At 47.9% G+C, this 19690-nt stretch carries 12 protein-coding genes; 3 read left to right on the top strand and 9 right to left on the bottom strand.

What is annotated here, in order from left to right:
* Positions 1 to 13: 13 nt before the first annotated feature.
* The 6 genes from C3451_RS22830 to C3451_RS22805 form a co-directional block, all read right to left on the bottom strand.
* Positions 14 to 451, bottom strand: a complete 438-nt coding sequence (locus C3451_RS22830; protein WP_192894892.1) for a hypothetical protein — start codon at positions 449 to 451, stop codon at positions 14 to 16.
* Between the two features lie 3 nt (positions 452 to 454).
* Positions 455 to 829, bottom strand: coding sequence for a hypothetical protein (locus C3451_RS22825; protein WP_124304448.1), 375 nt, complete (start codon positions 827 to 829; stop codon positions 455 to 457).
* A 298-nt stretch (positions 830 to 1127) separates the two neighbouring features.
* Positions 1128 to 2396 (bottom strand): ISL3 family transposase, encoded by a 1269-nt coding sequence (locus C3451_RS22820; RefSeq protein WP_124304447.1) that lies wholly within the window; start codon positions 2394 to 2396, stop codon positions 1128 to 1130.
* 4 nt (positions 2397 to 2400) lie between these two features.
* Complete coding sequence (locus C3451_RS22815) at positions 2401 to 5658, bottom strand: type I restriction endonuclease (protein WP_124304446.1); 3258 nt, start codon at positions 5656 to 5658, stop codon at positions 2401 to 2403.
* The gene (locus C3451_RS22810; protein WP_124304445.1) at positions 5659 to 6993 is read right to left on the bottom strand and encodes a restriction endonuclease subunit S; all 1335 of its coding nucleotides are present in this window, start codon (positions 6991 to 6993) and stop codon (positions 5659 to 5661) included.
* Complete coding sequence (locus C3451_RS22805) at positions 6990 to 9017, bottom strand: class I SAM-dependent DNA methyltransferase (RefSeq protein WP_124304444.1); 2028 nt, start codon at positions 9015 to 9017, stop codon at positions 6990 to 6992. Before C3451_RS22805 ends, C3451_RS22810 begins: the two co-directional genes overlap by 4 nt.
* Positions 9018 to 9110: 93 nt before the next feature.
* On the opposite strand from C3451_RS22805, the gene C3451_RS22800 reads away from it, so the two are divergent.
* From C3451_RS22800 to C3451_RS22790, 3 genes are all read left to right on the top strand, one after another.
* Positions 9111 to 10310, top strand: coding sequence for a hypothetical protein (locus C3451_RS22800; RefSeq protein WP_124304443.1), 1200 nt, complete (start codon positions 9111 to 9113; stop codon positions 10308 to 10310).
* 460 nt (positions 10311 to 10770) lie between these two features.
* Positions 10771 to 11625, top strand: a complete 855-nt coding sequence (locus C3451_RS22795) for a site-specific integrase (protein WP_124304442.1) — start codon at positions 10771 to 10773, stop codon at positions 11623 to 11625.
* Positions 11626 to 11729: 104 nt separating this feature from the next.
* The gene (locus tag C3451_RS22790) at positions 11730 to 13502 is read left to right on the top strand and encodes a DUF927 domain-containing protein (RefSeq protein WP_124304441.1); all 1773 of its coding nucleotides are present in this window, start codon (positions 11730 to 11732) and stop codon (positions 13500 to 13502) included.
* A gap of 60 nt (positions 13503 to 13562) precedes the next feature.
* Here the strand turns inward: C3451_RS22790 and C3451_RS22785 are convergent, their stop codons facing one another.
* The 3 genes from C3451_RS22785 to C3451_RS22775 all read right to left on the bottom strand — a co-directional run bounded on the left by C3451_RS22785 (position 13563) and on the right by C3451_RS22775 (position 19132).
* Positions 13563 to 14759, bottom strand: a complete 1197-nt coding sequence (locus tag C3451_RS22785; protein ID WP_124304440.1) for a site-specific integrase — start codon at positions 14757 to 14759, stop codon at positions 13563 to 13565.
* Positions 14760 to 15753: 994 nt separating this feature from the next.
* A complete protein-coding gene (locus tag C3451_RS22780) occupies positions 15754 to 17745 on the bottom strand; it encodes a DUF262 domain-containing protein (RefSeq protein WP_124304439.1) in 1992 nt (663 codons plus the stop codon).
* Positions 17738 to 19132, bottom strand: coding sequence for a DUF262 domain-containing protein (locus C3451_RS22775; protein ID WP_124304438.1), 1395 nt, complete (start codon positions 19130 to 19132; stop codon positions 17738 to 17740). The genes C3451_RS22780 and C3451_RS22775 overlap by 8 nt, the downstream gene beginning before the upstream one ends.
* Between the last annotated feature and the right edge of the window lie 558 nt (positions 19133 to 19690).

The following is a 19690-nucleotide window of genomic DNA, read 5'->3' as shown; positions in this document are numbered from 1 at the left end:
GGGATAAAGGGGGTCAGGCAGAAGGGGGGATTGTCAGCAGTTTTTCCAGTCGCTTTTCCCAGTCCGGGTAACAGCGATGGCTGAACGCCCCGCCTGAACCCTCTTCGGTGAGACAGATATCAGCACAGCGAAGAATGGCGGCAAGGAATCCTGCATTATTGCGGCTGGCGCTGGTAAACAACGGGCGCAGAGCCGTGGAGGTGAAATCATCGGCTTCATGGGTTTTCAGAACACCAGATATAGCACTCAGGGCAATCCATTCCCGGGAGAACAGACCGCCACTGTCGTTGGCGGTAATGCGCAACCCTCTTTCCCCGTCCAGATTTTCAGTCATTTCCCAGTGCAGCAGGCCAGTGGAATGCGGATTAATTTTCTCGGCCTCGCCGGTAAGAACGCAGAGGTCGGTTTGGGTTTCAGGGGTGGAGGCTGGTGCGGGTTTGGTCTTTTTCATCGGTTAATATCCTGAAGGTTCAGCCATAGCGATAAGTTCAGCAGCCCCGGTAAAGGTCGCTGACGACGGGAACAGCAGATAAAAGCCCTGCCCTGAATCATTGAGGATGGTCAGGGCAAGCAACAGCGAAGCATCCAGACGAATGACGTATTCGGCATTGCAGGCCAAATGTTGCAGATAGGTGGTCAGTTGTTCAGAAAGGTGCTTCTCCTCATCGGGGAGAAGATACAAAAGTTGAGTTTGAGTTTCCTCCCACAGCGCCGTTGCCGCAGTGAGGCTGCTGTCAGCGCATTCAGTGAGTTCGTTTACCAGTTGCAATTGCTGAACCGGTGACACGGGCAGGCAGAAAGCGTCTGCCGGAGACTGTATGATGTGCATGATGGTGTCCTGATTAATTAATGGGCACCAGAATAATATATGGGCGACAGGTGAATTTATTACAGGAGTGACAATGTTTAAAAAAATCACGGCAAACGACCTGATTAACAAAATGGAGCAGGATCCTGATATCATTAGCCTTAAAAAAATTGGCTATTTGCATTCTAGGGTTGGAATCCGCCCATTCTGACCCTGGATTCTTGGTCAGGTCAAATGCAGCCTTTGGTTGGATTGCTCTGTTTTCATTGCCTCACCAGAATCTAACATTGGTTGGATTCTCTGATGCAACTCTCTCGCGCTAATCCAGCTCCCCGCTCTCTGCCTGCTTCAACAACGTCGGAATGTGCGGCCCATATTCCACCTTGCCGTGACCTGCTCGAATACCACTACCGACCTTTCGGGCTTCTTTGGAGTACAGCGTCTTTGCCCGAATGATGGGGTAGCTATAACCCCGACCTAACCGGTTGGACATCTTGATCAGTCCGTTGAGCCCTTCGGTATAGCCATTGGTGATTGAGAACGGCGCATCCCAGTAGGCAAAGATGTCGTCGTAATGGTTGTGAACCGTTTTGGCCAGCTTCTTGAATGCCACTAGCCCTTGGTCTGGCAAGCTGTTCTCCCAGGCCTCAAAGGCGTTCTGAGCGTTCTGCTTATCGGGCTCATCGTAGATGCAGAAGAAGGCTTCCTTGAAATCATAGGCTACGGCAAGCTCTGGGATCGCCTGCTTCACGACCTCCAGCGCCTTTTGTTCTGCGGGCGTCAGGTTGCCGGGCCGCTTCAGGGTGAGCCAGCGAATGGACTTTTTGACGTAAATCCGGTCTTCTTTGCTTAGCTGAGCCTGATAGTTCTTGCGCTCAACTTCCAGCGCTTCGGAGGCCATTTTAACGACATGGAATTTGTCGATAACCAGCTTGGCGTTGGGCAGGTATTGAGCAAAAGAGCGTTTGAAGGGCCGCCACATATCCGTACAGACCCATTCCACCTTCTCAGCGTCCGGTAAATCCTTGAAGAAGGGCTTCAGGTGCTCTTGAGTACGATGCTCCAACATATCAAAGACGTTGTTGGTTGCCAGGTTGGTAATTACACAGCGATACCCGCCTGCCAGGTTCACTTCGTCGATGCCCATGATGACCGGGGTTTCATAGCGAACGGTTTGGGAGAGTTCCTCAATGAGGTCATGAGCGATGTTCTTGACGGTGTTCACCGCCACGCCGGTTTGCTCGGCTAAAGCATGGAAGGTGGTTCCAAGGCACTGTTGCCGAATGACATCGACCAGCCGTTTGGTGGCTCGGCGTTTGTCATCCAGAAAACTCAACTCCGGCATGGACATTTTTCCGCACGACTCACAGCGAAATCGCGGGCGCTGAACTTCAAGGCGGACGGGCTCCATGTACAACGGCGTGTCCATGAACTTGTTTTTGCGCGTACCGTGTCTGTGCATAGGGGTGTTGCAGTCCCCACATAATGGCACCTCGACCGTTACCGGCTCAGCAACTATCACAAGGCACTTGCCTTCGTGGCGCATATCGACAGGCTTGATGCCTGGCAGATTCAGCAGGTCAAGCATCGGCTTAATCCATATCCAGGTCGATGTCTTTGCCTTCGCGCAGCAGGTCATACACCATATCAACCAATGCGGTCATGCCCTGACGGTCAGACTTGAGCACCTGGGTTGCCAGCTTCTGATGACTGGACAAAGCACGAACCACCGCTTGCTGAACCGCACCGGGGAGGTTGCCTTTCATAGCCTGCTCACGGGTGTTGCTTTCCACCTGAGCCATGACGACATCGCTTTCACCGGTAATCGCTGAAATCTGATTAACGAAAGCCACCTGATCCTGGATCGGCGTCGCCTCACCAAACAGACTGTTGAGCCTCTCGATAATCTCTTTGACGAATTTCGGCTTGTCGCCAGCCACGCCACCACCGCCTGCACCTATCGGTTGAAGCACCGGGGTTTCGCCTTCGTCTTCCGCGTTATCTGAACGAGCATTGATGTCAAAGCCGGTGAGCACCAGGCCGGTCAAGTCCACCGTTTCCGGAGCTTCGTGTAATAGACGCTTTTGCAGCAGCTTGGCGAACGCGGCGAAGTTCTCCAACTCCGGGTCGCCAAAATCAATCAGTTGGGCGATATAAGAGTAGGTACGACAAAAACGCCCCAAATCCGACTTGAAGCCAATCAGCGCCTTGATTTGCTCGGCATACTCATCCTGATGGTGATCGGCAGACTTCATACCTGCCTCATCACCCTTGGCACGGGCCTTCTCAAAAGCCGCTTCCCAGGTCGCCATGCCATCACGCAGCATTTTCATCTTGTCGTTATACAAGGCCGTCGCTCCAGCAGTAGCGGCATACAGCGCCTTGTGCTGCGGCGATTTGGTATGGGTGATGTCCCGAATGGTCTTGAAGCGAGCTTCCTTGAACGCGGCCAAGTCCTTATCGTCGTACAGGCCGTGCTCGTCCAAGCGCTCCTTGATCTCGTAGACCACATTAAGGTCTTGCACTTCGTCGATGTGAGCACCCTTGTCATAGGTGGTAAAGGCCTGACGCACGTTCTCTGGGTCGTTCACAAAGTCGATGATAAAGACCTCATCCTTACCGGGGGCCGTCCGGTTGAGGCGGGCGAAGGTCTGCACAATCTCCACATGGTTGGCGATTTTCTTGTCTACATACATGGCTACCAGTTTGGGCTGGTCAAAGCCGGTCTGGAACTTGTCGGCCACCAACATCACCCGGTATTCAGGTCGGTCAAAGGCAAAGCGCAAATCCTGCCCTTGGACATCCGGGTTCATGCTCTGCTCGGTGAACTCTTCGTTCTCATCGACGATAAACACATCATCCTTGAACTCGCTGTCATCCTGGTGCATCACCTGCTTACCGGTCATCTTGCCGGAGAAGGCCACCAGTGAATGAATAAAGCCGTACTCGCTGTGCTGCTCGATATAGCGGTCAAACGCCTTCTTGTAGCGAATGGCAGCGGCGCGGGAGCTGGTCACGACCATCGCCTTGGCCTTGCCATCCAGCCGGTGGGCGACGTTTTTGGTGAAGTGCTCAACGATAAACTGTACCTTCTGGGTCACATTGGTGGGATGCAATGACATCCACTGTGCCAGGGCGCGTTTGGCGGCCTTGCCGCTTACCCGCTTGCTGTCTTCAAGCTGCTTGGAAAGGTTGAAGGCCGTTTTGTAGGGCACATAGCCTTTCAGCACATCGAGAATGAATTTCTCCTCAATGGCCTGGCGCATGGTGTACAGGTGGAAGGCTTGTGGAGGGTTATCGTTAGAGGCTGGCTGGCTCGGGTCTGTTGGGCGACCGAACAGCATCAAAGTGGAGTGCTTCGGCGTACCGGTAAAGGCGAAATAGCTGATATTGTCCGGGCGAGCCCGAGATTTTTGCAGTTGTTCCAGCAATTCATCCACCGTCATGGTGGACATCTTGCCTTGCCCACTCATCCCCAGCGCGGCTTGCAGCTTAGCGGCGGTAGAGCCTGTCTGCGAGTTATGCGCCTCATCAATGATCACAGCAAAGTTTTTCCCTTTCAGGGCCTTGTCAGTGATGATGGCTTCCATCGCGTAGGGGAAGGTCTGGATCGTGACCACCACAATCGGCGTGCCAGACAACAAGGCCTCCGAGAGTTGCTTGCTCTTGGACTTGGATGACTTCTGCCGGTCAATGGCGGCGATCACCCCAAACTGATGGTCAATCTGCTTCACCGCGTCCTGAAGCTGGCCGTCCAGCACATTGCGGTCGGTGACAATGATCACGCTGTTAAATACCGAATCGCCGTTATCTTCGCGCAGTTTCACCAAGTCATGGGCCGTCCAGGAAATGGTGCTGGTCTTGCCGGAACCGGCGCTGTGGTCACACAGGTAGGTCATGCCTGCGCCGTTTTCGCGGGCATCGGTCAGCATCTGGTTCACTGCCGTCCATTGGTGGAAGCGCGGGAAAATCAGGGTTTCTTTCTTCGACCAGTTGCCCTGAATATCCACAACGTCCTTTTTCTCGACGTAGACAAAGCTATGGAAAATCCGCAGCCAGGCATCCGGCTGGCAGACCGTCTCCCAGAAGTAGGCTATCGGGTATTCCTGAGTACCATCGGCCTTAATCTCACCTGGCGGGTTACCCGCATGTACCGTGCCGTTTTCGTCCTTGCGCCCCTTATTGAACGGCAGGAAAAAGGTGTTTTCTCCATCCAGCTTGGTCGCCATCATGATTTCAGAGTCGGACATGGCGAAATGCACCACCGCCCCGCGCTTGAAGGTCAGCAATGGCTCCCGGCGTTTGGTCTTGGCGTCATACGGCAGACGATCATTGCGGTACTGATCCATTGCCGCTTCGCAGGACTGGGTGAAGTCGGTCTTCAGTTCGACGGTTGCCACCGGCAGACCGTTGATAAACAGCACCAGATCAATGGCAAATTCACGGGCCGGGTGATACTTCAGTTCCGGCACCACGCGCAGGATATTGGCCTGGTAACGCTCAATGACTGCTGCATTGCGCTTGTCTTCCGGTGCAGCCTCGGTCATCTCGATCAGGCCGCAACCGGCAATGGAAAAACCCTGGCGCAACACCTGCATGGTGCCTTGTTTCTCCAGTGCTTTATCCAAGCGATCCATCAGCACTTCAAGGGTTTTGGCCCCGTTGAGCCGTTCCAGCTTGTCCCATTTTTCCTGCTGGCCGCTGGTTTTAATCCAGCTTTCCAGGTCTTCGGGGTACACCGCCCGCTCGGTGTCGTAGAACTTGGAATCACCCAGCTTCCAGCCCTGCCCTACCAACCGGTCGATGATGTATTGCTGGAAGTGTTTTTCCTGATGTGCTGCTGATTGCATTTATTGTTTTCCTCGCAAATCAATCTGGCCTGTGACAGCGGCGGTGATAAAGGCGGCGCGGCGTTCTTTGAGCAGGGTGATACTTTGTTCAGCCTTGCTAATCAGAGCATTAATGCGGGCGGTTTCGCGGTCGAGGGTGGCTAGAATGGCATCTTGCTCCTTCAGGTCTGGAAGAGGTAGACGAGTGTTCGCTACATATTCATGCTCTAAGCTTTCAACAGTAGCTCCTTCTTTTGCCCATATCCCAAGCAACGAGCGGTTAAGACCCTGTACCCACCGAAGTATAAACCGGGGTCTAACCCTAGTTTCATCAAGGCTCAATGCTTTCATGTCCTGATTTAAGCTAACAGGAACATTATTGATCCCAACCGGTATCGTGTGGCGAAGAATACCTGATCGAGCAACCAGCAACACCGCTCCCGAGTCAATCAGTTTCGTGGCACTATTTTCCAGTCCTTTGGTAGTTATATGATCTATAGAATCGGTAATCACCTCATGTTTCATATCCTTTGGAGAGACCCAAGGGATGCAACCGTTCCAATAGTCTGGATTTTCTTTTGATGGCGTACCACCACCAGAGAATGCAGCAACATGCTTTAGTTTTGTCGCCTCCCAGTGCTCCGGCACCTGCCCAATCCACTCAATGCCGGAATCCTTCATCTTCACGTTGTGGTCTAGTCCCTTGGTGACCGCATGGGTAATCAGCGCTTGGCGCTTTTCCTTCAGCAGCTCGATAAAGCGGGTTTTCTTCTCGACAAGCGCATCAATACGGGCGGTTTCGCGGTCGAGGGTGGCCGCGATGGTGGCTTGTTCGTCAGTGTCGGGAAGCCCGATAGCAAATGACTCAAACAGATCCGGTGGAACTCGCTTTAAGCCTCCAGTGCCTCTCATCTCAGATTTGGCAATTGTTCTGAACTGCTCTTCTTGCAGACGGTAGTAAAGAAACCGGTTATGTCCCTTTCCATTTACCCGAAGAACATTGATTTCTGTAGAGCCAAACCCAATGCCGTTAACCAGACCATTGGCTACCGCTATGTTTCCATTCTCGAAGCAAGGCGTTACCTTGGCGATCAGAATATCGCCATCGCAGAAATAGCTATATCCACCATACACTTCATGAATAGGACGAGTTTCATCAAGTGTTACAGCATTGGTTCTCAGCTTTTCCATAGGGAGAAATGTGCAAAGAGAATTCTTTTCCTCGCTTAAGGTCGATTTCCTGGGATTCAAGGCGGAAATACGCTTAATCTGCGCAATCTTCCAATGCACCGGCACCTGCCCAATCCACTTAACGCCGGAATCCTTATACGCGGGATATGCTCTGTACTGGCTCATTCGCTGGCCACCTCCGCCAGTAGCGCGGCAATCTCGGCTTCTACCTGATTCAGGTCTTCATCAATATCATGCAGCTTGCGCGGCGGCTGGTACTGGTAGAAGAAGCGGTTGAAGTTGATCTCGTAGCCAACGCGGCCCAATTGACCATCCCTTGCATCGGTAAAGCTCTCATCCAGCCAGGCATCCGGCACATGAGGAAGCACTTCGCGGGCAAAGTAGTCGTCGATGTCCTCCAGATAGGGGACGTTCTCGTAATCAGTTAAATCTGTGTCTGGCACCAGCTCTCCGTTTGAATCCGTGACTGGCTCGGCTTTCGGGTCTTTGTGACCAAAGGCGTTGATCAGCGCGGTGATCAATGTCTTGTTGGATTTGACCTTGAGCTGCTTGGCTTCGACAGACTTGATCGAGTCCCTGACAAAGGTTTCTGCCCAGCTATAGGGCTGCGTTTGCCCAATCAACGGCTTGAGGGCTTCGCGCCAGAATGTCTGATGCGTGTCAGAGAGCTTTTCCCAGGCAGCTTCGGCTTCCAGCCGCTCCATGCCCACCTTATCTAGCTCCAGGGTCATGCGCAGCGGACGCAAGACCTTGATACGGCGGTAGCCAAAGGTACGGTAGTCCAGCATCCGGGAAAGCGTACCGGTTTCGCCTGCGGCGTAGATGTCCAGAATCTGGCGGCGCTGCTCATCGCTGACAATACGGCGCTTGTTACCCTCGTTTCGGATTGCAGTCCACAGGTCGGTGGCGTTGATCAACTGCACCTTGCCTTTGCGCTCCTGCGGCTTCTTGTTGGACAGAATCCACAGGTAGGTGGCAATATTGGTGCGGAAGAACAGATCCGTTGGCAGAGCCACAATGGCTTCAATCAGGTCGTCTTCCAGCAACCAACGGCGGATTTCCGATTCGCCAGACGCGGCACCGCCGTTAAACAGTGGCGAACCCGACAGCACAATAGCCGCGCGGCCACCGCCGTTGATCGGCAGTTCTAGCTTGCTCGCCAGGTGCATCAAAAACAGCATGGAGCCATCGCTAATTTTCGGCAGGCCCGGCCCAAACCGGCCCAGCTCGCCTTTTTTGTGTTCCGCTTCGACGGCGGTTTTGTCCTTCTCCCATTTCTTGCCAAAAGGCGGATTGGACAGGCAGTAGTGGAAACGCTCACCGGCAAACTGGTCGTTGGACAGCGTGCTGCCCTGACGAATGTTCTTCGACAGATCTCGGCCAGGGTCGGACTCCAAACGGCGGATCAGCATACCGGCCACACAAACCGCATGGGTTTCCGGCTCCAACTCCTGCCCGTGCGGCACCAGCACTGGCGGGATCTTGTCGCGGTTACCGTAGTCGCCCACATGGTTCATGGCATCGGTGAGGAAGCCACCCGTGCCACAGGTCGGGTCATACAAAGTACGAATCAAACCGGGGCTGGCCTCAAACAGGGCATCATCCGGGTCAAGCAGCAATGCGGTCGCCAGGTGAACGATGTCACGCGGCGTCATGAAGTCCTCGGCCCCTTCATTTACCTCGGCACCAAAGCGGCGAATCAGGTGTTCGTAGATGTTACTCATCACCCGATCCGGCACCACATCAGGGTGCAGGTCGATCTTGGCGAAGTTCTGGCAAATCTTGTACAGCAAGCCCGCTTTCTCCAGCCGGATCACCGTATTGCTAAACTCAAACTCCTCGAAGATAGCGCGGGCGTTATCCGAAAACAGGGCGATGTAGTCTTCCAGATTGCGGCGCGTCTTGGTGCTACCCAGGGTCCCGAGGGAGTATTCAGAGGTGTTGTAGAAGGGGTATTCAGCGGTTGAGCGCAGAATGGTATCCAGCTCAACATCGGCATCCTTGAAAGCGTCATGCGCTTCTCTCACCGCCTCGCGGGTCGGCTCCAGCGCACACTCCAGGCGGCGCAGCAAGGTAAACGGCAAAATGATCTTGCCAAAGTCCGTATGCTTGAAGTCCCCCCAAAGGTCTTCCGCATTCTTCCAAATAAAGTCAGCCTGTGAAGCTGCCGATCCCGTAAATTCGTTCATTCTTGACTCCAACCACCTTTTGCACAGAACGGTACTGTAGTCAATCTGCGAATGTCAACCAGATTTTGCACAAAAGGGGATGGATTTCAATTCTTGGCTAAATTTGCGATCCTACCTCAGAATGCAAATAGCCAAAAAATTAAACCTCAGGGTTTTTTGAATGTAATGTATGCATTGAAAATACCGGGTATTTTTGCAGCTGCAGAAAAGGGACATTCAGTGCTTGATGTTCTAACAAAGGATGGCGCTCTGAATATCGTGGCCTTTATGTTGAATTCACTCAGTCATCGAAATGAGGGGAAGGTAGGGTATTTTTATCGAAACTTCCCTTGTAATTATATCAGCATTTATAATTCCAGTTTCGAACCAATGATTGCATCGAATGAGAAGTATATCTTCGATCTTGAAGTGATAGTTAAGACACTCATTTCAGAACTTAATGGACAAGAGTTTCTGATTAAACTAAATGAAACAGTGTTAGCTCAAGGTAACGTATTTTCATTTTTCCCGGAAAAGGAAAATAATGCATCGGAGCATATTTTTGATTTAAATTACATTAAAATGATAAATGAGCGGTTTCTGGAAGGGTTGAGTGTTTTTGATGAAAAGCTGGATACTGGAAAAACGGGTCACATTACCGACGTACTTTCACACCTTCTGGGGCTTACGACTGGATGCCAGCAGAACAGAGGGGAAACTGAAATGTGTAAATTCACTAAGCAAAAGAGTAAGGTGCACTTTTTTGAGCGAAAAGTTGCTTTCGACACGATGTTCACATTCGTTCTACTGAGAAAAGTGCTTGAAGTTATTAAGCGTGCAAACATGCTTCAGTCTGGGGTCACTAAGATAACTATGCCTGGCAGTCCGTTACAGGTACTCATTAATGAGAATTTTACACAAGATTCGTTCTTTATCATTAAAGAGCAGCGTAGGTTATTAATGAAGGTCGTTTGGTACTGTTCATTGTTGCGCCTTCAGGATAAGAAGGAAAGCATTCTGGATGAGAATGATCGCTATTTGTCACCAGATGTCATTAATCATATTTATCGCAATGTATCCTGGCTGGACTCGAACTCAACCCGAACCGCGCAGTATTTCTGGTCATTAACAAAGGATGCGATGGACGGAAAAGCACGCAGCCATATTCGCAGGATTTCGTTTAAACGGTGTTACCAGCAGCCTGTTCCATTGATTGATCTCAGCACCAGAGCGGGGATCAAAAAATTCATGGGCGAGCATTTTGACCCTGATAACGTTCTCTGGAGAACATCTAAACCTAAAAAGGCCGAGTAGGTTGCTGCCAGTTCAGAGGATTTCAGGGGGCAATTTTCACATAGTTGTGACTGGTGTGAGCCTCAGGTATTCCGTATAGGATGGTGCCGTGTGTGGCTATGTGCCGCCCGGCGCTGTTAACTCTTATCTACTTGGGGGACGTCACGGGAAATGTCATTGGCCGAGTGCATTTGGGTAAACTGGTCTGCTTAGTGGTGGTGTTTTGAACTAAAAAGTGCAGATTTAATAACGAGGACTGCAAACCTGTCATATCTTCATGTATTTATTGATATTTTTTCAGCATGATATTTTCTCCCTTCCTCTATAGTCACCGTTTAGACTAAATCTTCTGTCAGGCGTACATTTATCCTCATACCGAGGCTCACCGGAAATCAGAAACTGAATCTGGTGAGTGAATGAAACTGACAGAAGGAGAACAATGTGAATTTGTCCCACTACATTGATGTATTGCTGAAAATCTATGACCCTGGCTGAACTCTGTCATATATACCTTCAGCATACCAGAGGGTATAAGAAATCCAGCCATACCGATAAGTCTAAGATCTCGAATTATATTGTACCACAATTAGGTGACATAGAGATTTTAGATATTACGCGGCTAAAGATTCAAAGCTATATTAACGGACTGACACATCTTAAGTGTTCAACCCGTAACAGACATCTTAATTTAATCAAGGCGATATATTCATTTGCTGTGGAGTTTGGCTATATGGATATATCTCCTGTGGCCGGAATGCGGACTTATAAAGAGCCTGCATCCTTTCGAAAAACACTTGAACCAGAAGAATTTTCTTCATTAATTCGAGTCCTTAAAGAGGAAATAGTTGCAGAGCCACGCGACACGCTGAGCCTTATTATGCTTCTGGCTTTCACCGGAATGCGTCTGGGGGAAGCACGTGCTGGATTGCTTGAAGATGTGAATTTTAAAAGTAATACGCTTTTCTTGAGAGACAGTAAATCTGGAGACTCCAGGCTGGTGCCACTTTGCCGTGAAGCTAAGGAAATTTTACGTATGCAGCAGAGTAAATATGGAGCGACAGGTTTAATTTTTCGCTCGATGAAGGGGGGAATGGTCAGTGAGCCTCGCAGATTAATGGCAAAGCTCTGTGAGAAGGCTGGGATTCGCAAATGCCTCTTGCATGAATTGCGCTACACCGCAGGCAGTGCAATGTTAGCGGCAACTAATAACATTTATGCCGTAAAGGTATTCCTCGGTCATCGGAATATAAAGACAACGGAGAGATATATATCATTCTTTCGCGGCCAGCAACATGAAGATGTTGAAAAGGCGATGACCCTGATGCTGAAATACTGAATTTCGCAGCAGTACATTAGAAATTAACAAAACTGGATACTTTATTCCCTTTTAGAGGGAAGGGTAATCCACAACCTAAAATCAAACCTGATAAGGATTATATTATGTCAAACGTGAACAGCAAAGCAGCAGAATACATGTTACCGGAAGGTTTTACCGAAGAGAATGGTATCGTTTATTTTTGTCATGAAGATGACGATAAGAAAAAAATTGTGTCCAGCCAATTGCTCAAACCTGTGGCGAAAGCCTGTAACCGCACCCGCAACGGTAACTGGCAAATTATTCTGAAATGCACGAATCATAGCGGTGCTGAAGCTGACATAACTATCAGCCTGAAAAAGGCTAAAAAAAATGCTGATTCTGTCATCAGTCAGCTTGCCGGGAAGGGCGTCTTTGTCCAGGACAGCAAACTATTTCTGATGTTCCTGGAAAAGTCCTGTGAGCTGAATTTGCCACTCTACCGCGTGGCTATAAGACCGGGTTTTCAGCCTGAGGAGCTGGTGTTCCAGTTTGGTCCATATCCCATTTTTGTTGCTGAACGAGAGGGGATACAGGATGTGATCCCGAATGAGGATATGGCTATTAATGATGCCATTGCTGTCTCGGGTTCGCTTAAGCAATGGCAGGAACAGATCGCTCAGAAGGTATGCGGTATGGCACCCAAATTGTCGATTCTGGTGGGGCTGAGTTCATCACTTCTCCCTCTGTTGGGCGAAAGTGGCGCAATTTTCCATCTGTGTGGTGACAGTTCGACGGGAAAAACTGCTGCGATCCAGGCTGGAGCCAGTGTGAATGGCCTTGCAGCTGAACCCGGAAGCGGTAGTCCGACCCAAATTCAGCGCTGGAACAGCACGTCAAACGGACTGGAATTACTGATGGTGATGAATAACGGAACCACGTTGTGCCTGGATGAGTTGGGTTCCTTCACCGGCAAGTTTTTTGCTGAGACGCTGTATGACGTTGTTTCTGGAGTAACGAAGTCGAGAATGGACGGCGAGACTCTGGGGATGGCCCGACAATCAACGTGGGTGCAGAATGTGCTTTCAACCGGCGAGTTAACCATTGTAGACAGAATTCGGCAGGAAAAGTCTCCTGTGATGGACGGCATGTTGCATCGCGCCTTGTCTATTCCTGTCACGGCAGAGGATTCCCGTGGCGTGAATGAAGAAATTGATGCAGCCCGACAGCGCATTGGTGAGATAAAAACCAGCCTGCTGACCTTCCATGGTAGTGCTGGTTATGAATTCATTCGTTGCCTGACGGGCTTTGCCGATGAAGAGGGTAAGTATTTTGACTGGAAAGCGACCTCTGATTTTCTGAAAGCAGACCTGGATGTCATGCTTGATGAGATGAAACGACGTTTACATGCAGGCCTGATCACCCTTAATTCTGTTGAGTGCAGGGCTCTCCAGCGTTTTGCAATCCTCTATCTTGCAGGCGCGCTGGCGTCAGAGTGGCAAATCCTGCCATGGGAAAAAGAAGAGATCGCCGATGTGGTTTACGTAGCTTTTAACCGTTGGTTGCATAACTATCGTTCTGATGCGGGCCGCAAGCAGAACGTCCTGATTACCGTTCAGAACTTCATTGCAGTGAGCCGGTCAAAATTTATTGATGCGAAAATGCCCTGTTTTGCGTCCCGTAAAACCGATACTACTGGGTATATTCTAAATGACGGGAGCTATTTGATACTGCCGGACACCCTTGAGAAACTTGGCATGAACTGGGGCTTGTCTGCGAAAAAACTGGCCCGCTTAATTGACGAAGAAGGTTATCTGACCCGCCCGGAAGGCGATCGTCTGACGACACGCCGGACCATACAAAAAGTGAACGTGACGGGGTACTGCTTATCCGCCGAATTTGCCACAGCCAGTTTCTGAATTCTTAATCATTGGATTCCACAGGCCGCCCGCACAGGCGGCCTTTCCCATTTTTATTGATTAATCACATGGCCCGGAAAATGCCAGTGCATTACCAATATGTTGCTCAATCAACTGGCCGGTTGCTTTCAGCCGCTGCGGATGCAGATGAGCATAGCGCTGTGATGACTGAATGCTGCGGTGTCCGAGCTGGGCCTGGACGTCATATAGGGTGCCTCCCCGTGAAACGATTAATGCGGCGACCGAGTGCCGACAGGTGTGAATACAGACCTCCTCATCGTAGATGCCTGCCCGTCGGATAATGCGCCTGAAAGCTTTGGTGACATTGCAGACCGGTTTACCCGGAATTTTACCGCCAAACATCCATACATTGCCGCCGAAGCGGGGCAGCTCATCAATCAGCTTTACCGCCCAGTTGTTGAGATGAACCAGTCGCCCTGAGCCGTTCTTGGTTTCCGGTAGCCACAGCGTTCCCTGTTGCTTATTGTAATGTACCCATTTTGCCAGCCTCAGCTCGTCACGCCGCAATCCGGTCAGCAGTAGTAAACGAATATAAATCCCGACTACACGGCTGTTGTCCTCACTGGCAGCCTCGAATATGCGCCGGATTTCCGTTTCCGAGAAATAACGCTGGCGGGCGTTATTTTCACGCAGAAGTGGGATGTTTGCCGCCGGGTTCACCGTCACCATCTCATGATGCAGTGACCATCTGAGGAGGGCCTTTAGCAGAGCAATCACCCGGTTATTGGTGGCGGGCTGACAGGTTTCGCAGAGCGATGACTGAAGATGGGTAACGTGACGGGGCGTAATTTCATTAAGCAGCAGATTTCCCATCACTGGGGCTATATGGTCGCGAAAGCGCTGCTCATCCTTGTTCCAGCTCTTTTTATGCAGCTTTGCCCACGGGAAATAATACTGGCTGAAGGCTTCCTGAAGGGTAGGAATGGCCCGGCATTTGTCCCGCTCATAACGCGGGTCAGTGCCGGTAGCTATCTGGCGTTTCATCTCAGTGGCAATCTTTCGGGCGACAGTGACATCAATCTCCGGCCAGTGACCGATGCTGATAGCACGTTTGCGGCCCTGCCAGAGATAGCGCAGGAGAAACTTCTTCTTACCTTCTCCCTTACCAACCAGACATTTGAGCCCGCTGATTTCGGTATCGCTGTATTCCGCTTCACGGGAGGGGGCATCAGGTTCATTAGGGGGCAGGCCATCAATGAGGCGGTGAGTAAACTTAAAACGGCGTGGTGTGGACATGCAGAAGTCTCCTTATGCAGGGGTGATTAATACGTTAGTGAGGTCAGAAAGTGAGGCAGGGAGGGAAGAGTCCCGTGCCTCAGTGTGTTATGCGAGCCGTGGCAGAAAAGGCAGCATGGCTATGAACTGGCAGTGCAGGTCATGGATTGTGGGGAAAAGGAGAATCGACATTCTCCGGTCTGTCTCTGGTCTCCCCCGCAACTTGCCCGGTGGAATTTCTGGAAACGGGAGGTGAAAAAACGTTGCGCCATAACGGTTTGACGGGTAATTCCCCGTTTCCCCGTGAAAAAGATGCAGGGGTAGCATTTAATGAAAGAGACTGATAGTAAATTAGCGAAGAGATATTCATGACTAGTAATAAACAATCCATATGAATAATATATAAGTGAATGTATATATGAAATCGGCCATTGCTTTTCCTGATAATTATGAGTGATTTTAATTTGTTTTTATTAATTGATGTGAATGTGATTGATAAAAATATTAATCACGCTAAGTTTCCACGTTTACATGCATAAATAATATAAATCATTTCTTGGCAGCTATTGAATTTATTGAAGGTTTCCTATGAAATGATTTCTCTGTTAGAGCTATCTTTTGGTGTTTTCTTTATGGTATCTATTCAACGGGATTTTATTAAGGATTATAAAATCACGAGGTGAGAATAGTTTATCTACGAACTGTGAAAATTAAACGGGAAAACGGGAAATTTAAAGAAAAGTGTTAGTATACAAGGAATGTGTGAATCTCTGTGGCGGGAGAACAACGGGGATATTGCGGGAAAGGGACGGGGAAAGATTCTGTAGTGATGCGGATCAGATGTTTTCTGGTTTGCTCTTGCTCATACCGTGAACAGCGTTAGTGTGGTGAGCATCGTTTGCCAAAAGGATAGCAAGCCATGAATCAAGCCTGCAATCAGGTCGAGCTGTCACCGGATTTTAATCTGATGAACAGCCCCGTTCTGGTAAACGTTCCTGACCTGTATTTAGGTATGCTATTCAGAATTTTTTCCGTAATGCTCTGTTAGCAACTTAATCATCGCGTTTTTATGATTTTTAATATTTTTTTCAGTCCAACCCTCATCAAAGTTAGTCTTGGAGCGGAAAATAGCTCTCAATTTTAACGAGTCAAATCGAGGTTTGGCTTCAAAGTCTGCTTTTTTCTTTGCGACTGATTGATTGCTATAAGATGAATTATCTCCAGGGCTCAATAGCACTAGGTTACCAAAAGAGTTTAAAGGTGTTTCAGTGAGTCTATTACCATATTCTTCTTGCTGTGGGTGAACATGTTCTACGGAGTTTTTAGAAGTAATACGATATTGTTCAAATTTGATTAGATCTTTTTCTGGCAGAACGGTATTATTTAATGATTTCCATAGTATATATTCTAGTTTTTGGAACCAATAGTGTTCAAATCCGATACCATGCGATTCGTTGAAATATGTTACCAGCTCATCCCAGGGTTTAGTCTTAGGTTTTAACCATTTAGCCTGTTTAAAACTTGCCTCTTTTTGGCTGTCTAATGCAAGAGACATTCGATTATCAATGCGTTCAAGTATCCGACATGCGCGTTTATCTTCTGTGCCGCCAACTTCTCTACGAATCAGTGATGCAATAAATGGTGTTAACCAATATTGCGCACTGCGTTCACCAGTAAAATTACGAACACTTTGCAGCATTACCAGGTCACTTAATGGTTTAGGAGACCGGTTTAAGTAGTATTTCCCTTTGGAGATGCTACGAGAAACATTAGCTAATGCAAGATGCGCATCTAGGTTATCATCCTTTTCGACCCATTTAACAACCCATGTATCAAACTGGTAGCGTACTTGCCAAAGCATTTCTATGAAATCTTTTACTGTGCATTCATCGGAATTAATAAGTGGCTCAAAGATTTCAAGTAACCTATCACTATGCAGTCTTGGAATGATATCTTTTTGTTCATTCAATGCAAGAAATACACGATAAGCATGAATAAGTAACAAAGGGAAACCAATGATTGAACGACAATATACTGTCTCGATATCCAACTCATCTGATTCCAATTGTTCTGGTACTGTGTCCTCTGGAGTAAATTGACTCTCAATTTGTTCAGCAAGTTGAGCAATGGATAATCCTGAGTCATTTTTTTTCGTTGGTTCTTCAGTAATAGTAAATTTATTTAAACTAAATGTAGAAAGCTCTTGCGGTTGAATATTTTTCCAGTCAGCTTTTTTAAATGTTTTTCTAACATTTCTTTCAAAGTAGTTTTCCATATGTTCACAGGAAACCCAAATTGCTTCATATTGCGATTTATGTGTTTTAATTCGCTTTAGTAATTTTGCCTTTAAAATGTCTGTTTGCTCTAACTGAATGCCGGTTGTATTCATCGTGGCAAACAAGCGATTTAAATCCATTTGTACGGGAACAACATTATTTACCCATTGTACTTGGCTAAAAATATATTTTCCCAATAACTCAAAATTTTGCGCCGATTGCTGTTTAAGCTTAGCGATTTCTTTGGTTAAAACAGTTAGCGCTATATCTAGTTGCTTAAGGTAGTGGTTTTGTGCAATCGATTCATCAGACGGTTTTTCAAAGGATTTTAGTCCAGCAAGACTTCCCAATAAATTCTGGACTTGCTCTCGAATTGCAAACTGCAACCTGGGTTTATTCTCATATACAATCACATCAGTCAAAAGAGTCTTGCTACCAGCAGTCTTAAAAGCAATAGCAATTAGCATCAAAGTTGTTGTGCGTTGCTGACCATCAATCAGTTCATATATTTTATGAGTGTTTTGTTCCAGCAAGGATGAAAGAACAGTGCCAATGAAGTAATTTTTGTCGCCAGCAAAGCAAGCATCTTTAATATCATTAAATAGCAGTAATACGTCATCATCACTCCAAACATAAGGGCGTTGATAGCTTGGGATTGAAAACTGATAGCCTTTATTAAGCACAGTTTCTAGTGTTAGAATCTCCGTTTTAACACCTTGTTCCTTATCCATTTCTGACCTCCAGGCCTTTTATATATTTATCAAAATTAGGACCGAATTGTGTTTTAAAATTACTTTGACTGATTGATAGGTCAAAATGCTCTATCACGCGTATAACAAAGCGTTTTTTGACAGTGTTGTCATCCTCGCCGAGTCCATTGCTATTCACCTTTAAGTCAAAACCATCCAGCTTCGAAAAAAGTTGTTCGACCGTAAAACTTGTTGCAATCCAGTCAAGTACTGGTGTTTCTTGTATAAAAGCAGGTATTGACCTTTCTTTTACGGCGGTTTGGTTCTCAATGCGACGCGAATAAATAACCCTAAATAGCTTTTTTGCAGCCACTTCTAAATTTATTTGACCAAACTGACTTATATAAAGCAATAGTGCAGTATCCAGTAGTTGTTTGAGATAACTACAGCCTTCTAGTTTGCAAATGAAATGATTATAAAAATCACTGAATCCTTTTAGTGTTGAGCTCATTTCACCGTGCAGTAGATAAGTTTGACGAAGTTTTTCAAAATACTGAAGGTAGTGAATAGTATTTACACCACTATTGAGAGGTTGCCTTAAATCATATCCCACTTGTGCTTGAGATAAACTTTCTGTGCCGCTAGCTGAATAAGTACGAGTGATGCGACCAAAGGCAGTATCTTCTCCCTTACCCGTGTTTTCTGCCAACTCATTGACAATGCAGTTTCTAATTAGCGCCTTCTGGTTATGCAGCGGATATTCTCTAAAATGCAAATACTGCCAGTAGCGCCCTCTAACCAGTAAATCAACAATATTAGACAAATCACCGAGTGCTTCCCAACGCCTGGCAAAGCGATCAATGGATAGCTTATCTTTTTCGCCAATTGCTCGCAGATGGTGTGCTTTGATGATTTGATCGCCATTCAGACGTACACCTCCAGTATTTTGAGTTTCAAAAAATTGGTAGGCTTGATCTTCAGAACGAGTGATGACTAGTGAGAACTGCAATAGATTAAAATCAATCAATTCTAGCCACTCGCCAGAATGCTGTTTTAACCAGGCAAGATTATGCACTATCTGCCGTTGACTAATTGGTGAGTTATAATGCATCGAAAAATCAGTAAATTGCCCATTAAGATGAGCCATTAATGCTAAAGTGGTCAAGCGTTGCTGACCGTCGATGATATTAAGGCTCTCACCATCAGCATGCAAAATGACACTACCTAAATAATAGGGCATAGTGCTTGAATGGGCTTGGTGTTCCGCTATATCCTTTAACAACCTCGCGATTTGCCTATCTTGCCATATATAAGGGCGTTGATACTCTGGTATAGAAAAATTGCTGCTGATTGTGTCACATGTACCGGTTTTAATTTGTTTACCTGTAAGCAGGTCAGCTACAGAGCATATTGCTACACTAACAGTCACATGAATTCCTTCTGAATGTAGATCTAAGACATCGCCCCGATGTCTTAGCTGAAGCTTTATGCAGGTAAAGCACCAGAGATAGCCCACAAGTTCTCAATCTGCCATGGGCAGATTCGATTTTTTGATTCATATTTGTTGGTATCATGATACTAAGTATGTGAAATCTCAAGCATCATAGGGCCACACAAAAGAAAGCAATGATGCTTCACTCTCCCTGACCGGACAAAGACCGGATGCTGCCTTGCTGTGATCAATTCACCAGCAGGTATACCGGCAGGAAATAGTGTTTATTGGCAGCGTGAAGACCAGCAGAGGTTGGTACAGTGACCGGAAGAGTAAGTTGTCGCTAAAGGGAGATACTCAGATGGGGCTCAAGAGGTAAAGCAGCGACATTAGTGGTCAGAATGACCAGAAATCTACCAGAATCCCAGAAAGCAAAAACCCAGCCATAGGCTGGGTTCTTTAAATAGTGGTGCCCGGACTCGGAATCGAACCAAGGACACGGGGATTTTCAATCCCTTTAAAAGAGGCCAAACGATCCATCAGCACTAACATTTT

It is taken from the genome of Enterobacter sp. 301B (genome assembly GCF_003850715.1).
Classification (GTDB): Bacteria; Pseudomonadota; Gammaproteobacteria; order Enterobacterales; family Enterobacteriaceae; genus Enterobacter; species Enterobacter intestinihominis.
Note: the sequence above shows the minus strand (reverse complement) of the source record. Positions and strands in the feature narration are given on the sequence as shown.

Coding starts and splice junctions, on each gene's coding strand:
- C3451_RS22815 (WP_124304446.1), bottom strand. CDS start 5,658: ATGCAATCAGCAGCACATCAGGAAAAACACTTCCAGCAATACATCATC.
- C3451_RS22825 (WP_124304448.1), bottom strand. CDS start 829: ATGCACATCATACAGTCTCCGGCAGACGCTTTCTGCCTGCCCGTGTCA.
- C3451_RS22780 (WP_124304439.1), bottom strand. CDS start 17,745: ATGGATAAGGAACAAGGTGTTAAAACGGAGATTCTAACACTAGAAACT.
- C3451_RS22790 (WP_124304441.1), top strand. CDS start 11,730: ATGTCAAACGTGAACAGCAAAGCAGCAGAATACATGTTACCGGAAGGT.
- C3451_RS22810 (WP_124304445.1), bottom strand. CDS start 6,993: ATGAGCCAGTACAGAGCATATCCCGCGTATAAGGATTCCGGCGTTAAG.
- C3451_RS22820 (WP_124304447.1), bottom strand. CDS start 2,396: ATGCTTGACCTGCTGAATCTGCCAGGCATCAAGCCTGTCGATATGCGC.
- C3451_RS22830 (WP_192894892.1), bottom strand. CDS start 451: ATGAAAAAGACCAAACCCGCACCAGCCTCCACCCCTGAAACCCAAACC.
- C3451_RS22805 (WP_124304444.1), bottom strand. CDS start 9,017: ATGAACGAATTTACGGGATCGGCAGCTTCACAGGCTGACTTTATTTGG.
- C3451_RS22785 (WP_124304440.1), bottom strand. CDS start 14,759: ATGTCCACACCACGCCGTTTTAAGTTTACTCACCGCCTCATTGATGGC.
- C3451_RS22795 (WP_124304442.1), top strand. CDS start 10,771: ATGACCCTGGCTGAACTCTGTCATATATACCTTCAGCATACCAGAGGG.